This window comes from Legionella sp. km535, from assembly GCF_003990085.1.
GTDB classification, from domain to species: Bacteria; Pseudomonadota; Gammaproteobacteria; order Legionellales; family Legionellaceae; genus Legionella; species Legionella moravica.
Map to the genome: position 1 here is coordinate 69,032 of NZ_RZGU01000012.1, position 17,156 is coordinate 86,187.

A 17,156-nucleotide genomic window follows, 5' to 3' on the forward strand; every position below is an offset into this window, starting at 1 on the left:
TGGAGATGACGTTTAGAATTTAAATAAACTAAATGACTACATCTCTCCTTTTAACAAAGAGATTGGGCTTTATCAGCAAGCCCTGTCTATACTTTGTAATAATCATCTTGAAAATGACTTCACATGATAAAACAATTACAACAAGCATTAAGTCATACGCTACTAGGGAAAGAAGAAGTAGTGAGACTTGGGATAACCTGTTTGCTGGCAAATGGGCATTTGCTCCTTGAAGACATCCCTGGCATGGGTAAAACCACCTTCAGTCATGCCCTGGCACAACTTACGGGGATGCACTACAAACGAATTCAATTTACCAGTGATCTGCTACCCAGTGATCTTCTGGGGGTATCGATATTCGACAGTCAGCTCAAATCCTTTTGTTTTCACAAAGGACCTGTTTTCTCTCAACTGATTCTTGCGGATGAAATAAACCGGGCAACACCCAAAACTCAGAGTGCCTTATTAGAAGCAATGGAAGAGAAGCAGGTTACGACAGATGAAGGAACGATACCGTTGCCGAATCCATTTTTTGTAATCGCAACTCAAAACCCTTCTTATCATACTGGAACCTACCCTCTGCCCGAATCCCAGCTCGATCGGTTTCTGATGCGTCTGGTTATTGGCTATCCCCCACCAGAAGCGGAACGGTTGTTGTTAAAATCGCCCGGATTGCATAACCAGTATTCCGAATTGAAGCCCATCATCAATCCAGATCAATTACTCGAGTTGCAGCATCAAAGTCAAAATGTTCAGATCTCTGATCTGGTACTGGATTATGTTCAATCACTACTTGCGGCCAGCCGGAATCAAGGATGGTTTCATCATGGCCTAAGTCCAAGAGCAGGCATGGGTTTAATTCGAGCAGCACAAGCCTATGCACTAACTGAGGAACGTGATTTCATTCGTCCAGACGACATTCAGGCTGTAATGCCAGCGGTGGTTAATCACCGTTTAATCATCAAAAAATCACACACGCAATTATCTGCAACAGAACTATTAATAAATGAAGTTGAGGTCCCAGTGTGATAAATCAAGTGAAAATTAAAAGTAAAAACTATTGGAATCAATGGATTAACAATCGCACCCCATTAACGAATCCACAAATTCTTGGCTCAAACAATGTCTACATATTGCCTTCAGGTCTTGGCTGGATCTATGGTCTTATCGTGCTCACCCTGTGTTCCGGGGCAATTAATTATCAAATAAGCACTTTGTTTTTAATGACCTTTCTGATGGCAGTTATAGGACTAACCAGTGCCTGGGAAGCTCATTCCAATCTAAAAGATTTATCAATCCAATTGATTTCTGTTGAAGACACGCCGCAAGGAAAACCAGCTCAAGTGACCTTGCTCATTCAACCCAACACCAAAACACGGTTTGGAGTGGTATTTCAAATTGCAAATCAGCCCGTTACACGAATAGAAAAAATCCATCCAGAAGGGATGCAATTTATCTTGCCCGTAGAAACAACAAAACGGGGTTGCTTCGCTCTGCCCCGAATTAAAATATCCAGTCTTTATCCCTTTGGAATCTTTAAAGTTTGGGGGTATGCGCGATTCGACCTGCATTATTATGTCTACCCCAGCGCCCTGTCACCTGATTTTTGGCCGCCACCAGTCTCCAATCAACAGGGCAAAAGAAAAAATGCTCAGGGAGATGAAGAGTTTTTTGATTTAAAGCAAGTAGAAAATCCCTGGGTTCAGCCAAATCTTATTGCCTGGAAAATAGCAGCAAAAGGACAAGGGTGGTATCTCAAAACCCGAGACAATACAGAAGAAGATTATTGGCAGTTCAAGTTAAACGATTTGCCAATGGAACCGATTGAAATAAAACTGCAAAACTTGTGCTATTGGTTACTCACCGCAGAACAAAATGGTCTGGTCTATAGTCTGGATTTGACTCAAAATGCAACTCCTTTTGGCCGGGGTGAACACCATTTACGTCACTGTTTACGACAACTGGCTCTATTCAAATGAACAGCCCCCACTCTCAACAAGTCCTTATCAGTACCACAAAATACGCTGTATTCGTCATGCTGCTTTGTTATCTTCCTCATTTTTTCACCGCACCATGGTGGATGTGTGTCCTGGTTCTGAGCGCCATGGGATATCGACTGCTTGCAGATTATTATGGCATACCAATGCTCAATAAATGGATTCGTTTTACTCTGGTGGCTGTCTGTCTGGTTTTGTTGAAAGTACATTATGGCAGCATGATGTCCAGTGGATTATTTATAGGCTTCTTACTCACTTTTATTGGACTGAAGATTATTGAAATACATCATTTCCGCGATTTAAAAGTACTGGCGTTGTGTAATTTTTACTTAATTTTTTCTGCGCTTCTCGTCATACAAGAGCTTTGGATTATTCTCTATTTAATTATAGGCATCATAACCAACTTGTCTTTAATGCTCAAATTAACTGCCCCACAAGCCCCATTGAATATAAGCAGTGGAAAAAGCATCAAACTGATGCTCATAGGAATACCACTAAGCATCATTTTATTTTATATTTTTCCACGAATGCCTCCATTATGGCAAGTTCCATCCCCAGGAGGAATGCATACCGGATTCAGCGAACAAATGAACCCAGGTTCCATTGCTGATCTGATTCAAGATGACACTATTGCCATGAGAGTTACGTTCAATAAAAAACCGGTTTTGAATGGATATTGGCGAGGATTAATTTTAAGTCTGTATAATGGCATAAGCTGGAATCATGGCTGGTACGATGCATCAGTATTTCCACCGTTACAGGAACTCAGCCCGACTGAAACCGCCGATTATGAAGTACTGCTGGAGCCACACCAAAAAAAATGGTTATTTTATCTTGGCTATCCTGAATTTTCTCGTCCTACGCTCTTATTTTCGGTTAATTATGGATTAATCAGTCAGAATAAAGAACTGATTAATCAACGGGTATCATATGCTCTGAAAGTACAATCGTACCCCTACCATGAACTCAGTAAAAAAGAACTAATTCAAACCACTCAATTACCAGGAAACAGCAATCCTCGCTTAACTATTTGGGCAAAAGAGCAATTTGCACAACTGAATAAAAACCCGCAATCATTTATTGCTTTCTTGAAACAATACATTAATGAGCAATCGTTCTGGTATAGCTTGACCCCACCCGTACTAATGTCAAATAAAAATCAAATGGATCAATTCTGGTTCGACACACAAAAAGGATTTTGTGAGCACTATGCCAGCGCTGTGACCGTTATACTGCGTTCAGTCGGGATTCCGGCGCGAATAGTAGTTGGCTATCAGGGTGGTGAGTGGAATCCTCTGGCACGCTACCTTACGATAAGACAGAATGATGCTCATGCCTGGTTAGAATATTGGCAGGAAGGTATTGGCTGGCAGGAATTTGATCCCACCCTCTTTATCGCTTCTGAACGTATCGAGCCCTCCATTCAAGAGGCAAGAACCAACCGCTTGAATCAAACAGAATGGTCCAGCATCTCCAGTATGTCATGGTTACAACGTTCCCGATTATTTTGGGATTCAGTTCAATTTTTTGCTGAACGATGGTTGTTGTTTTATAACCAGGATACACAGCGAAACTTATTGGAAAAAGTGGGACTTGAAGAGTGGAGGATGGGGCAATTACTGCAGGCATCTATAGTCAGTATGCTGCTGTTTATTATGTCATATGCGCTATACTATCAATGGCGGCAAAGAAGAAACAAAGATCCGTTGCTTATTGAATATCATCTTTTACAAAAAGAATTCAAACGCTTTAATGTCTCAACTCACCCTTCCGCAACATTAAAACAACAGTGTCATTCGCTGAGTGAAAAAATACCGGCCTTATCTCCAGTGATTTCTATTTTTCTATGCCGTTATGAGACTTTACGCTTAAAATGCACTGAAGTTCATCCCAGAGAAAATAAAAAACAAACCATTTTATTATTCAAAACATTCAGGCGAGTTCTCAGTCAAAAAAAATCTCGAAAAGAGTCAACACAGTAATTCGCTTGACTCCATTTGAAATAAGTCTTCAGCAATAAATTTATTTTAAAATTTCGAGGAAAGCTCTCTGGAGCAACTATGTCTTAGCATCAAGCAGTTGCTATAGCTGAATAAATCTCAGCTGAAATCCCTCGGCGAAAACCGCGGGATCTTATATTTCGATGCCACCATCATGGATCCCGCGGTCTTCGCCGCGGGAATTCGGTTGAGATGGGAGCTAATACTGCACTTCGGATTTCTGTGGCTTTGCTCCTGAGTCTTGCGCACAATTCATTGAAAAGCCATATTTGGTGCATTTTGAGCGAAAACCATTCTGAAAAATGCTCACATAGCCATCTATGCTGCGCTTTTTCAGAATGGTTTTCGCTCAACCTGCACGCAAATCTGACTTTTCTCCAAGATTCCATACTTGTCACTAAGAGACAGGGCTTTGCTCCAAGGATTCAGGATAACTGCGCTAGCTCAATTCCGAGGTCAATGTCGCATAAATTCGATGTGGAGGGCTTGCTCACATCTCATTCGAAATGTGATGCTTGCTTAAATCTCAACCGAATTCCCGCGGCTATGACCGCGGGATCCATTCCCTTAATGCTTCCATGCTGGCAATATGAGGTCATCAAAAGACCGATGCAGCCAAAGAAACTGAACTACTAAGATAAACCCAGCGGAGGAACAGAAGAACTGGCAATCTGTAAAGTACAGTTAGAATAACCGCCAGGCAATCCCTTACCAAAGAAGACCTGACCATTGGTTTGCCAATAATTAGGATGTTCTGTGGGAAAATAGCTTGGGCATGTCCGCGCAACATCGGTTATATAATCTCTGGCAGCCTCAATGCACTGATCGACACAATCCAAAAAGAATTTAGGAAGGAAACTGGATTCATTGGCAGATTCGTTTACCGGCCCCTGAGCAATAAAGCTCTTGGAGTCTTTCAGCACAAGAGTATTGCTACCATCAGCCACAGAAATATCTATCCGCTCACCAGGCTGACAAATTCGTGATTCAAGGCTGATCAGTTGGCCTGACATATCAAGACCTAGCCCATACTGTCTAACAGCTTGATCCCCTACTTTATCGGTCACGACAACACGTATAGAAAATAAATCTCGAGCTGCAGCCCATTTCATCAATGACTCAGGATCTGCTTGCGCTGCAACAAAATCAGCGCTTGACGTTTCAATTACTTCACTAAAAAACAGTTCTGCAACATCATACATTAAATTATCCTGGGCTATTTGATAACTAATAATGTTGAATTTATTTCGTTCTCGGGCAATTAAAGAATCCGCCAGTTCCCTTGTTAAATTTTGAACTCTAAGATCTGAATCTTGCTTTGAACCATAATCCCGACCATCAGTAAACAACAGTATATTGTTATGATTGTTTGTGGAGCTAATTCGTTCCACAAAGTCAGCAGTTACCTCGTATAATGGTGTATAAGTTTCTGCCACAAGCGCATCTACATCTCGTTCCAAAAATTCAATAAGCCCAGCTTTATAGACGCCTATTTGCTTTACTCCTGCAGAAAAGGTCGTTATGGTCAATTCTGCTTCCGGTTGAAAGTCAAAAAGTTGCTTCGCGAGTGATTTAACACTTTTTTTCAACTCAGGCAGTGCCGATTCCATGGAACCACTCACATCAAGAACAAAATGATAACTTGGCGGTGTTAAGGCGTGGGGTACAAAAAAATAGGGAGTCACTTCAACACGGCCATCATCCAAGGTTTGAGTTGCATAGTAAATTTGGCGAGCTTGCAAAGCGTTATTATTAAGAAAGAGCAAGGAAGATTCCCTGGAGTCATCCTGAATAATTTTTATTAGATTAGCAGACGCATTCTGTAGGTATTTTTTAAGATCAAAAACAAGTTTACCTTCAGTACTAATAAATAGTTTGGGATAATTTAAAAGATTCAGCATCTTCGCATAAGCAGGATCGGGCAATGCCATCTCCAACAAACCGGATTCCTGAGACAAAACAAAATGCGCCCCTTGCGCTTTAATGACATCCAGGATTGCTTTGCATGACTTCCTGTGAGTTTCAAGCATGCTCGGATTGTCGCATGTTGCCTGAGCGATTTCAGCGTCAATAAGATGCAAAAGTCTTATCGATTCTACCTCATTCTCACCGCTTGCATTGATTATTGTGTTCAATCTATTAGCAAACTCGTCTACTTGCCCGACCTCATCAAAGTCGAACAGAAAAAAATCGTCCAAACTGGATACCCTTATCTGTGTCAGATCAATCCCCATAGCATGCAAAAACGTTTTTAATGATCGCTCCCGAAGCAAATAATTGCTCAATTTTGGCATAATAACCCCACTCACTTTAAAAATAATGCAGAAAATATAAATGAAAAGAGATTGACCGGCAAGCTTGTTATTTGAACACAGAGATACTCAGATCACAATTTTTATATCAACAAAACAACCAACCTATTGATAAATTTGACATAAACAGTTTAGCCATGACGTCATCTATTTTCAGAATGCATGCATAAATAATCGCTTATGAAGGAATGGTTCTTCTTTTTATCATTAAGAAGTGAAAAGCAAAAATGCAGGGCATCGGAGATAAATCGCCCCAATGCCCTTCAGAAATTATTTAAATTTTAAAAAATAGAATTGATACAGTCCCAATCCTTTAGGGTACCAATCTTCTCGCAGTTTCAATATAAGCAGTATGACCAGCAATTTTTTTAGCCAGAATGGCTTTTTGAGCTCGATCACTGATCTTGTGACTTTCTTCATCAGAACCTGGATTTTGGAACAACATAAAACTGAACACTTTTTTAGCCATGCTAACTTGTTGTTTTTTTACAGGAGTCAAGGGATTGGTATTAGCGATCATGTCCTTTTCAACGCCACTTAATTTATTACCCTGACATTTTTTTTGATAATAAGCAGTAAAATCCAGATGCTCAGGAACTCCTTTACCCTTTTTGCTTAAAATCGTTCCCAGTTCGGATCTCAGATGCCGAATTTCAGCTGATATATGTTCCTGGGCTTCCAATAGCTCATTTTGTTTCTTTTCTGCTGTTATGCTCCCTGCTCGTCTTAAGGCATTTAGACCTGGCTCAAGATCCGGGTTAGTTCCCTTATAACGGTGAAGATGATGGTGAGCTCTTTGGACTATATAAGAATTAAACAACACAAATACAGGATCGGTTACCTGTGTTTTGAACCAGGCAAGCAAGGAAGATTGAGCGCAGGTTCCATTGGTTTGTAATGCTAACGATTGTTCATCATCGTGTAATTTTCCATCACGATACAATTCTAGCAGTGGCGCATTCATCAGTTCACCGTTCTCGTTGTCACCAACGACTACCGGTTCTAATAATCGCTCAATAAAGCGATCTTTAAGCAATGAATCAATATCAAAAGGACTACTTACCTTGATTGGACGGGTTCGGTTGTCACCCAAAAATGCCGTTTTAAAAATAGTTTTGTAGCTTTCTGTTTCATTAACACCGAAACCGGTATTGATGAACTTGAACACAACCTCATTGTAGTTAATGCGCTTGCACTCAACAACTGTAGCATGTCGCTCATCTTTGCTACCAAAACCATGAGGGATAATCATAGAATCACCCACGGCAAGATGGTATACAGAATCTTTTATTTGATAGGCTAAATCATGCAATAGTTCCTCACGACGGTCTTTACTTTCATCCATCTTATCGATAATAAGCATAAAATCTATTTTACTGGCCAACACAAATCCGTCATCAAACTTCTTTTTCAATGCAAGCAATTGCGCCGTTGTCGTTGGATCCAGGGTATTCTGTGCGCTTTTTATAAATTTTTTCAAATCATTTGAGAAATGCTGGTAAGCACTTGCCTTGCTTTTGCCTTGCAACACTTCATGAGCATTTAATTGCTGATCGCCCATAAGATGATGGGAGAGGTATTTTAATTGTTCATGAGAAGTATAGGATTTATAGTTTTTGCGCTCAAACAGCTCATTGGAAGTAAATCCAAAAAATCGCAAGATACGAAAAAAGAAATTAGGGTACAAAACGTCATCTTGCTGTTTTTGAGCCTGTCTAAAGGAACTGGAAACAGAGTTAATCACATTCTGTAAGAGGCGTTCATGATGGGGAAGAAAACCGAAAAAGCCAATCAACCGCCCCCACCAGGATTTATCTTTGACAATTTCTTTCTGATAATTTTTAAGCGATTGGTAGAATGACCCCAAAAACTCAGAGCGAGCAAGCGAGCTTCGTTCAGGATTTGACTGATAGTGTGAATATATGGCTCTTGCTCTATGGGCTATGTATTCGATATTTTGAGGTTGATTATACTGCGCGTATTCATTTAATTGTTCCATCAAATTATGAAGATTTTTTCTTGATTCTATATCATAGCTCATAATAACCTCATCTATATCTCTTAAAAGAGTCAATCACCAGAACGTAAAAAAACGATCATTTCAACGTAATAATTATGTTTTGAATACTTCATATCCAGGTTTATTATGCAGAATGAACCATTAGCGTCATAACAAGATGGCTGACTTTAGCACAATGACATTAACAAATTATTAAGGACTTGAACCAAGAGATACCTTGTAAAATGGGGAATAACGTGCAAATTTATTTGCCTAACTCAATTTCAGGGTGTATATATTACCAACACATAAATTACGGAAGTCATTAATCCAATGGTTAATTTCAAAGAACCCAACCTAACCACTTTTTTAAAAGAATATTGGCAAAAAAAACCTTTGGTCATTAGAGGTGCTTTACCCGATTTTATCAATCCTGTATCTCCTGATGAATTGGCAGGTCTTGCACTTGAAGAGGACCTGGAAAGCCGTATTGTCTTTGAAACAACCAACACACCAAACCAATGGCATTTAAAAAGAGGCCCATTTGAAGAATCCCTGTTTTCTACGCTCCCTGATACGCATTGGACTCTATTAGTTCAGGGAGTTGACCAAGTGATTCCAGAAGTCTATGCCTTGCTGACTCATTTTGATTTTATTCCTCAATGGCGACTTGATGACGTCATGATCAGCTACGCCACCCAATATGGTAGCGTAGGGCCACACTATGATAATTATGACGTCTTTTTATATCAGGCTAAAGGGCGACGCAAATGGGCTCTGACTTCTAAAAACTGTACTCCGGAAAATTACATCCCTAATCTGGAATTACGGATTATGAAGGAATTTGATACCGAACAAGAAATCATCCTTGAGGAGGGGGACATGCTCTATCTGCCTCCTCACATAGGACATTATGGCATTTCGTTATCCGATCAGTGTATGACCTACTCTTTTGGTTATAGAAGTTATCAAGGCCAGGAGGTCTGGGATAGCCTGGGAGATTTCCTGTCGGAGAAGAATTTATTTAAATCGCTATATCGTGATCCTGATTGGTCTGCTCAACAAGGAACTTCGGAAATAAAAAAACCTGCATGGCAACAAGCCAGGCAATTATTACAGCATTTAATCGATGATGAACTCATAATGAAATCCTGGTTTGGCTGTTTTGCAACCCGGCTTGATCAACAGGCCGAACAGCAATTAGCCCTTCCCCTGGATGAAGAAGATTGGGTCGATATTCCTGTTTTTATTAACGAATTAAAAGAAAACGACATGGTACGCGACGCCTCATGTCGATTTGCATATCTCATGGAAGAGCAGACTGCCACTCTTCATCTTTATATTAACGGCTGCGAGTGGGAAACGGAGGGAGTATCTGAAGATCTGCTGCTTCTGATTGCCAATAACCGATTCATATCCAGTGGTGCACTAAAGCCTTTTTTAAGCCGGGAACAAAACCAAATGTTTCTCTATGATTTATGGAAACTGCAATGGTTGCAATTTCTAAACGAGGCATAGGATTGATACTCCCGACTTCCTGGTCGCTTGACTTACTCTGCATGGTGCAGGTTTTTGAACTTTATTACTTTTTATCTATAGACAAACCCTGATTTTCTGATAAGTTTTTTATTAGTACTATAAAAAATACAGGGATGAATATAATGAAACGTACCTCAAAAATATGGAGCTGTATCGGTATCGGTCTTTTTTCTCTTCATGCGTTTGCAGCGGATACGATTAAAGTTACGGTGAACACTTTGGAAAAAAATGCCATAGCCATAGGTTTTACTGTAGACAATAAGGAGTATGGTACTTTAGGAAAATCCTATTCAGGACGAGGACCAAAGGATAAAGTCTACTCATTTGGTTACAGAAAAGACTCTCTTTTTGGTGATAATGTCAGTTGTGGATCGTTAACCTTATCGCAAGACATCAATATCATGTTAATAGTTCAAGATAATAAATGTTATAGCGTCCTGGGGTAATTGTATTCATTTTCACAGGATAGCTATTATAGACAGCTCTTGTATTACTGTGAAAATGCAATATACCACATATACTCCCATCTCAACCAAATTCCCGCCGCGTTGACCGCGGGAGTTGCCTGTTTGTCCGCAAACAGGATCATGGTTTCTCAAGCTTCTAAATCGAAGCCTATAGTTGGGGCATAAAATCCTGGTTGCGAACAACTGAATCTTATACACATCTTCACAAACCAGTCCGGTTCTACTTTATGGATCCCGCGGTCTTCGCAGCAGGATTTCGAAATGCAGCATGTACTCACATATCATGCGAATTCCCGCGGCTGTGACCGCGGGATCCCCTGTTTTAGCACAGCCATCCTGGCTCAGCGATCAAATCCGCTAGTCGTGGGCAAGATGTGATCAAGAGACGGTTGCGAGCAACCAGGCTTAACTATCTTCTCAACCGAATTCCCGCGGCGTTGACCTCTGGATCCAGATAGTAGATCCAGCCTGGTTTTTCGAAGAGGTATAGACAATTCGTAGATAGTCGGATGCACCCAGCAAAGTGGCGAAATACAAAACTATTGGAAAATTTACAAATCATGTCGTATATTTATAATACACAAACAAGCAAGGATAGGCGATGAAAAAAATAATACTGGCCTTAATAATTGTTTCAATCTCTGCATTAGGTGCAAGCTGTTCCAGTAACTGCTGTGGAACCAATTATAACGGTTGTTGCGGCTCAAACAGTTATGGCAATTGGTATTAAAGACACTCTAAGTGAAATTTAACCAAAACACTATGAAAAAACACGGATTTCTTGGAATATCTGATGAGGGATTCCATAATGTAGCTTACACCGAATGGGGAACCTCTGATTTGGAACTCCCTACCGTAATCTGCGTCCATGGATACACCCGTAATTCTCATGATTTTGATGCGCTGGCATACTATCTCAGCATGAATGGACGTCATGTTTTTTGCCCTGATGTCGTGGGTCGCGGTGACAGTTCCTGGTTTAAAAACTCAAAGCATTACAATTTTACCCAATATCTTTCAGATATGAATACACTGATTTCCAGAACACAGGCTCAACAATTTGATTGGATAGGTACGTCTATGGGAGGGCTGATAGGAATGATGCTGGCTGCGTTGCCCCACTCTCCAATTCAGCGTCTGGTACTAAACGATATAGGTCCGCAAATTCCTATCTTTGGATTACGCAGACTTGCTAAATACGCAGGAAAGGAACCTGAGTTTAAAAGCATAGATGAAGCAACCCAATTCTATAAAACGAATTTCACTGGATTTGGCTCATTGACAGACAAACAATGGGAAGAGTTTACCGCACGCAGTGTCGAGGAAATCACTCCGGGTCGTTTCATAGCCAAGGTTGATCCAGGGATAAAAAATCCAAAATCAACCTTTCAAGTCATGTCCGAATTTTTTCATCATCCGCATAAGGCGATGGAAGGTATCTTTTATGACATCGATCTTTGGTCTGTTTGGCAAAGGGTACGCTGTCCCGTTCTGGTTATCCACGGAACTCATTCGGATCTACTAACCCCGGAAATCATCAAAAGAATGCAACGAAGCCACAATAAAGTAGATGTTTTTGAGATAGAAGACGCAGGACATGCGCCTGCACTGTTAAAGACTACTGAACATGAAACCATAATGAACTGGCTAACATCAACTAACTAACCATTCAGCACAAAAAACACCAAATCTGCAAAGCAAAAATAACAGATCTCTTATTGCTCAGCGCGTAATTTATTGATTAACCAGTATTTTAATTGCCCCAGATTGATTCGATGACTGTACAGTGTGATTAAAGCCCCTGCCAATACAAAAACAATTCCCAGTGCATGCCATGATTTTAATTCTTCTCCTAATAAAAGAACACCAAAAATCACCACAAACACGGGTTCAAGAACAGACAAAATCGAAGCTTTTTCAGAGCTGATGTATTTCAGGCTGTGCAGCATCAAAAGAATAGGAATAACGGTAGCAATCACTCCAATTCCAAACAAATTAATCCACACTGTTGCTGAAGCAGGCATTGACAACGTATGGCCCCATAAAGCCACAAAAAAGCTGGTCATCATACATCCTGAACAGACCATCAGAGTTGAGACTGTGGGAGAAATTTTATTTCGCTTACTGGTAGTGATGTAGCAAGCATAAAAAAAAGCGGAAATAAGTCCAAGACAGATGCCGACCAAATCAAAAGCTGCTTTAGTCATATCAACCAGAAGCATCATGCCCATCAGGATAATAAAAGTCGCCAGATAATAGATTGGAGGTATAGGTTGTCCGTAAACGAAAAAATTCAGTAGCAGGATCATTACCGGATAAGTGAAAAATATAACCATAGCCAAACCGGAACCTATATACTGAGATGAATAAAAGTATAAAAGTGTTGATACCCCATAATACAAAGCACCACCTACAAAAGCGATAAACAGCGATTTGAAGGAATCATTTATGCTTTTAATTTGAGGAATTAACAGAATTAAAATCAGAATACTGGATATTAAAAAACGCCAGAACAACATCGTTTCGGCTGATAAATTACCGTTCATGGCACTGAGTCCAAAATAACCAATAAATCCATACAAAAATCCGGATAATATGGCGTATAAGGATCCTTTTTGCTCTTGCGACTTCATGATTAATGCCTGATAAATGTGTACGTTCAACAATATAAAAAGCATCTGCTCAATACCCCAAAACGTCATCTTGAACGAGATGAACGATCACCTGATTACGGTATGGTGACTATCCCAGGATGATCCGGCGATCAAGGTTATTGATAAAATACTATAAAACCAATAATGTACTATTTTTAAACTATAAAGTAAATTATTAAGTCAAATAAAAATATTGAATCTTCTGGCAGATAACAACGATTTCATTATTGACAGTAAAATATACACAATGTATCATATGGACACCTTGGGCTGAGGATTATCCTATGTTCCGTTTTTTGGTCATTATTGCTAGTTTTATAGTTGTATCTTCCCCTGTTTACCCCGCTGATAATTCGTGTACTGATCATCAATGTATTGCTGTAATCGATGCAGGAAGTACGGGATCCCGATTGCATGTATACTCATATGATCTCGACAAAACACACTCTCCGGTCAATATTAACGAAATCTGGAATAAAAAAATCAGACCGGGTTTTGCGACTATAGAACCCAATGCAAACACCATCGATGCTTATTTGACCACTCTCCTATCTGGTGCTCCCAATAAACAGATTCCAGTTTATTTTTATGCCACAGCAGGCATGAGACTACTTCCAGCTTCAAAACAAAAAAAATATTACGATGAATTGCAACGTTGGTTCGCTCAACAATCTCAATGGCAGCTTGTTGACGCTAAAACTATTACCGGAAATGATGAAGCCTTATACGATTGGCTCTCGGTTAATTATCATTTGGGGACCCTGCAAAAATCTCAAAAAAGATCTACTGTAGGTGTAATGGATATGGGAGGCGCCTCGGTACAAATTGTTTTCCCAATTCAAGAAAGTTCAGAAATTGGCACTCGATCTCAAGTTGACGTGGATCTGTACGGCCAACATCACACGCTTTATGTCCAGAGCTTTTTAGGACTCGGACAGACTGAAGTGGCGCATCAATTTTTAAATTCAGCCTCCTGTTTTTCAAACAACTACCCACTTCCAGATGGAGAATCAGGACAAGGTAATGCTTCAACATGCGAACAAGAAGTATCCCGGTTAATGACTGAAGTGCATAAAGTAAACAATGTCATTCAACCTTTGCTTGAAGCCAACCCAGTTGGCTCATGGTACTCCATCGGTGGCATATCCAATCTGGCTGACAGCAGTTTGTTTCATTTTGAAAACAGCAAGTTAACCAATCAGAATCTGCTTCAACAAGCTGACAGCCAGGTGTGTCATCAGCAATGGGACTCACTCAACTCTCAATTTCCTGATGATGAGTACGTTTATCAGTATTGTCTTTTCTCGGCTTATTATTATGCCCTGATGGTTGATGGCTATGGCATAGTCGCTGATCAATCCATAAATTACATCCCACCAGATCAAAATCTGGATTGGACTATAGGCGTAGTCTTACATCATTAAACAAGAAATCGTAAACTGAATTAAAGCTCGGAGATCACAAAATTTTCTGGCTTTAATTCAAGAGGACGTTTATAAAAAGTGCACAGCGCTGTACGAAACTGTTCGGCGCGATCAGGAAGTCCTTTAGAACAATAATGCATGACTTGAGAATGAACTGCCGTTTTGAATGAGTCTGTATCCGATTCCACACCATTAAGATTATCAACACTGACGCGAAATTTATGACCTGCCGCAACTGAAAGGATCCACTCAATGGCCTGTGGCTTCACTTCAACTTGTTGAAACAATGCCTGTTGTTCTGCATTGCGCCCATCAGGCATATACCAATACCCAAAATCAATCTGTTTACGACGCTCCTCGCCCGCAATTAACCAATGAGAGCACTCATGCAATGCACTGCTGTAAAAGCCATGAGCAAAATATAAAGCGTTATACGTACGCACTTCATCAGCAGGAAGGTAAATGGGCTCATCATCACCTTTTACCAATCGGGTGTTGTATGAATTGGCAAAACACTCATCAAATATAGCAATCAAATCCTGGTAACAATGCATGATGTTCCTCGCTAAAATAGAGTTCTACCCAAATCCACATTTATTCATGAATCCCCGTATTCACGAGGATGACTTATAATAAGTGAGGGTATTTCGAGAATAAGTCTGAAGTGGGCAAAGTCGAAACGGTCAACAAGCCCTAAACTAAAATGGCACTATTTTAATAAAATAATGAGCAAATTGCGAATGAAACAAAACTTGAAACAACTACTACTATGCAGAACAGTCAAAAGGACAGATCAAATACTATTGATCTTCCCTTGAGTATAATGCCTGTATTCCAGATCCAAAGCCTTCTTAAGTTCTTTATCATTTTCAAAACCTAATTGGTCGATAAATGTTAAAGTATGCTTAATCTGCACGGCTTTAGCTTTCGTTGTTTTAAGAGTTACAACACGTTCTTCATTTTCTGGCTCCTGGCTATCAATTAAGCACTGCCGTTTTGATACCTCAGTACCCTTAAGCTTTTTGATATCCTCTGCAGGTATGTAGTCTTTTTCTTTCACCAGCGTGCGCATCGCTTTATAATAGGCATGCAGTTCTTTATAAGTTAAATTCACCTCAATTTGATGTTCTTTATTGTATAAATCCATTTCAGGGTTTCTGGGTAAAGCAGGATCATGTATTTGAGCGTAATTTATTTGGTTGTCCGTATCTTGTGCAAGGCTTGTTTGATTCGAAAGAACGGCATTCATAACAGCAGGAATCAAGAATAAACTACTTAGAATAGCAAACACAGCAACAGCCCCTATAAACAGCAAGGGAGGTAGAATTCCAGTAATGGCCAAACCAATCAATACCCCAGCTCCAGCGAGCACTGCCAAGAATATCAAAGAAGCTGACTTTATAGAATCCTTAGTATAATACCATGCTGGTCGAAGAATATGTGTATAAGGACTTATCATCAGATAATAAACGACACTTCGCCCTATTGAATAAAATAATAAATTACGGGTCTTTCTCTTTGCATTTTGCTGTTCTGGATCCATATAAGTAAATACAGTATCCGCAAATCCAGCGTAATTCATAAAATGATCGCAGAATGGATTAGGACCTTTTTTTTCTGGTGGCGGTGATACATGAAGAATTTCCCAATCAGATTTCCACAAACCTAATAATGAAACCGGATCATCTCCCTGCTGTTGGATAATGACGGGAGGTTTTGAAGTCAATTTCTCCCATTGGTCGTACTTACTCTTCGGCTCAAGATGATGCAAACCTGCTGGATTTAACGCATCAACCCGAGACAGATGTTCGCCCAAATCAACAGCAAGAAGCAAACCTAGTGAACCACCAAGACTCGCGCCGCAAACATGCACTTTATCCTTTTGTCTGGATAACCAATCCTTAATCCGATGACGTCCACTCAGATACAACGAACTTCCAACGGTCTCAAAAGCTTCAAAATCGGTAACAATTTGGGGCAAAAAACCTTGCCCAGTTGGATAATTCGTACCCATAAAAATTAAATGCGATTCTGCATTTTTGTTGATTATAGGCTCTAATCCATAAGCAAAAACACGATCTGTTTTTCTGACTGTATATTGATTATCATCAGTCAATTCGATTGGATTAACAGAATATTCAACAAGCTCCCATTCTCCGTTCACACACTGAGGAATTTTGATGGATTCAAAAGGAGTCAGATCAGAATAAGGCAAATGGCACAAACAATTGCTTAAATACAATTGCACCTGTTCACTTTGCTTTGCATCCAGGGCTTGCCCTTTAAGTTGGGCGTATATGTTTTCAAATCCCTGCTGAAAAGCAGCGCGAAATTCTTTCAATAATGCATGATCATGTTCAATAAAAACAGCACTTAGAGTGTGCCATGTGATTAATTCAGTCCATGATTTTGGCCATCCCATCATCAGTAAACGTAAGACATTACGCCCGATAATCCCGGAGCGTTGTTGCTTATCATTATTATCCAAAGATTCAAACTCTGAACTGGGTAAGAAGTTTAAGTTCAAACCACCTTTAAATGAATCTTTAATGGGCATTCTAAAACTCCAGATGAATTAGAAATATCTATCGTTTATAATACAGATAGTTTTACGATTCAACATTTCTATCAAACAAGCAGGTGATAAAAAATCATTATAACATGTATTCAATTAATACACATAGGCATATTCATAAGCGTTTATCCCACACAGTTTTGATTTAATGTACCCTGGTCCTGTTGACTACTCCTCTCTATCCCATTCATC

Annotated in this window: 12 protein-coding genes; 7 read left to right on the plus strand and 5 right to left on the minus strand. The window is 39.9% G+C overall.

Annotated features, from left to right (window positions below):
• Positions 1 to 123: 123 nt before the first annotated feature.
• Genes ELY21_RS08580 through ELY21_RS08590 form a run of 3 tightly spaced genes read left to right on the plus strand, consistent with a single transcriptional unit; the run spans position 124 to position 3,976 of the window.
• A complete protein-coding gene (locus ELY21_RS08580) occupies positions 124 to 1,026 on the plus strand; it encodes a MoxR family ATPase (protein WP_127108710.1) in 903 nt (300 codons plus the stop codon).
• Positions 1,023 to 1,976, plus strand: coding sequence for a hypothetical protein (locus ELY21_RS08585; protein WP_199741679.1), 954 nt, complete (start codon positions 1,023 to 1,025; stop codon positions 1,974 to 1,976). The genes ELY21_RS08580 and ELY21_RS08585 overlap by 4 nt, the downstream gene beginning before the upstream one ends.
• Complete coding sequence (locus ELY21_RS08590) at positions 1,973 to 3,976, plus strand: DUF3488 and transglutaminase-like domain-containing protein (protein WP_127108712.1); 2,004 nt, start codon at positions 1,973 to 1,975, stop codon at positions 3,974 to 3,976. Before ELY21_RS08585 ends, ELY21_RS08590 begins: the two co-directional genes overlap by 4 nt.
• 650 nt (positions 3,977 to 4,626) lie before the next feature.
• On the opposite strand, the gene ELY21_RS08595 is transcribed toward ELY21_RS08590, so the two are convergent.
• The gene (locus ELY21_RS08595) at positions 4,627 to 6,288 is read right to left on the minus strand and encodes a vWA domain-containing protein (RefSeq protein ID WP_127108714.1); all 1,662 of its coding nucleotides are present in this window, start codon (positions 6,286 to 6,288) and stop codon (positions 4,627 to 4,629) included.
• A gap of 331 nt (positions 6,289 to 6,619) precedes the next feature.
• On the minus strand, positions 6,620 to 8,347 hold the full coding sequence (locus tag ELY21_RS08600; RefSeq protein WP_127108715.1) for a hypothetical protein: 1,728 nt from the start codon (positions 8,345 to 8,347) through the stop codon (positions 6,620 to 6,622).
• A 291-nt stretch (positions 8,348 to 8,638) separates the two neighbouring features.
• On the opposite strand from ELY21_RS08600, the gene ELY21_RS08605 reads away from it, so the two are divergent.
• The 3 genes from ELY21_RS08605 (at position 8,639) to ELY21_RS08615 (ending at position 11,976) form a co-directional block, all read left to right on the plus strand.
• Positions 8,639 to 9,823: a cupin domain-containing protein gene (locus ELY21_RS08605; protein ID WP_127108717.1), complete on the plus strand. Its 1,185-nt coding sequence runs from the start codon at positions 8,639 to 8,641 to the stop codon at positions 9,821 to 9,823.
• 143 nt (positions 9,824 to 9,966) lie between these two features.
• Positions 9,967 to 10,290 carry a hypothetical protein gene (locus ELY21_RS08610; RefSeq protein ID WP_127108719.1) on the plus strand — a complete coding sequence of 108 codons (324 nt, stop codon included), beginning with the start codon at positions 9,967 to 9,969 and terminating at the stop codon, positions 10,288 to 10,290.
• A 762-nt stretch (positions 10,291 to 11,052) separates the two neighbouring features.
• Positions 11,053 to 11,976, plus strand: a complete 924-nt coding sequence (locus ELY21_RS08615; RefSeq protein ID WP_233588692.1) for an alpha/beta fold hydrolase — start codon at positions 11,053 to 11,055, stop codon at positions 11,974 to 11,976.
• A 50-nt stretch (positions 11,977 to 12,026) separates the two neighbouring features.
• Here the strand turns inward: ELY21_RS08615 and ELY21_RS08620 are convergent, their stop codons facing one another.
• Positions 12,027 to 12,944 (minus strand): DMT family transporter, encoded by a 918-nt coding sequence (locus tag ELY21_RS08620; protein WP_127108775.1) that lies wholly within the window; start codon positions 12,942 to 12,944, stop codon positions 12,027 to 12,029.
• Between the two features lie 305 nt (positions 12,945 to 13,249).
• On the opposite strand from ELY21_RS08620, the gene ELY21_RS08625 reads away from it, so the two are divergent.
• Positions 13,250 to 14,389, plus strand: a complete 1,140-nt coding sequence (locus ELY21_RS08625) for a multidrug DMT transporter permease (protein ID WP_127108723.1) — start codon at positions 13,250 to 13,252, stop codon at positions 14,387 to 14,389.
• Between the two features lie 20 nt (positions 14,390 to 14,409).
• On the opposite strand, the gene ELY21_RS08630 is transcribed toward ELY21_RS08625, so the two are convergent.
• Together ELY21_RS08630 and ELY21_RS08635 are read right to left on the minus strand one after the other, a co-directional pair.
• The gene (locus tag ELY21_RS08630; RefSeq protein ID WP_127108725.1) at positions 14,410 to 14,943 is read right to left on the minus strand and encodes an elongation factor P hydroxylase; all 534 of its coding nucleotides are present in this window, start codon (positions 14,941 to 14,943) and stop codon (positions 14,410 to 14,412) included.
• Positions 14,944 to 15,182: 239 nt separating this feature from the next.
• Positions 15,183 to 16,946: a hypothetical protein gene (locus ELY21_RS08635; RefSeq protein WP_127108727.1), complete on the minus strand. Its 1,764-nt coding sequence runs from the start codon at positions 16,944 to 16,946 to the stop codon at positions 15,183 to 15,185.
• Positions 16,947 to 17,156: the final 210 nt, after the last annotated feature.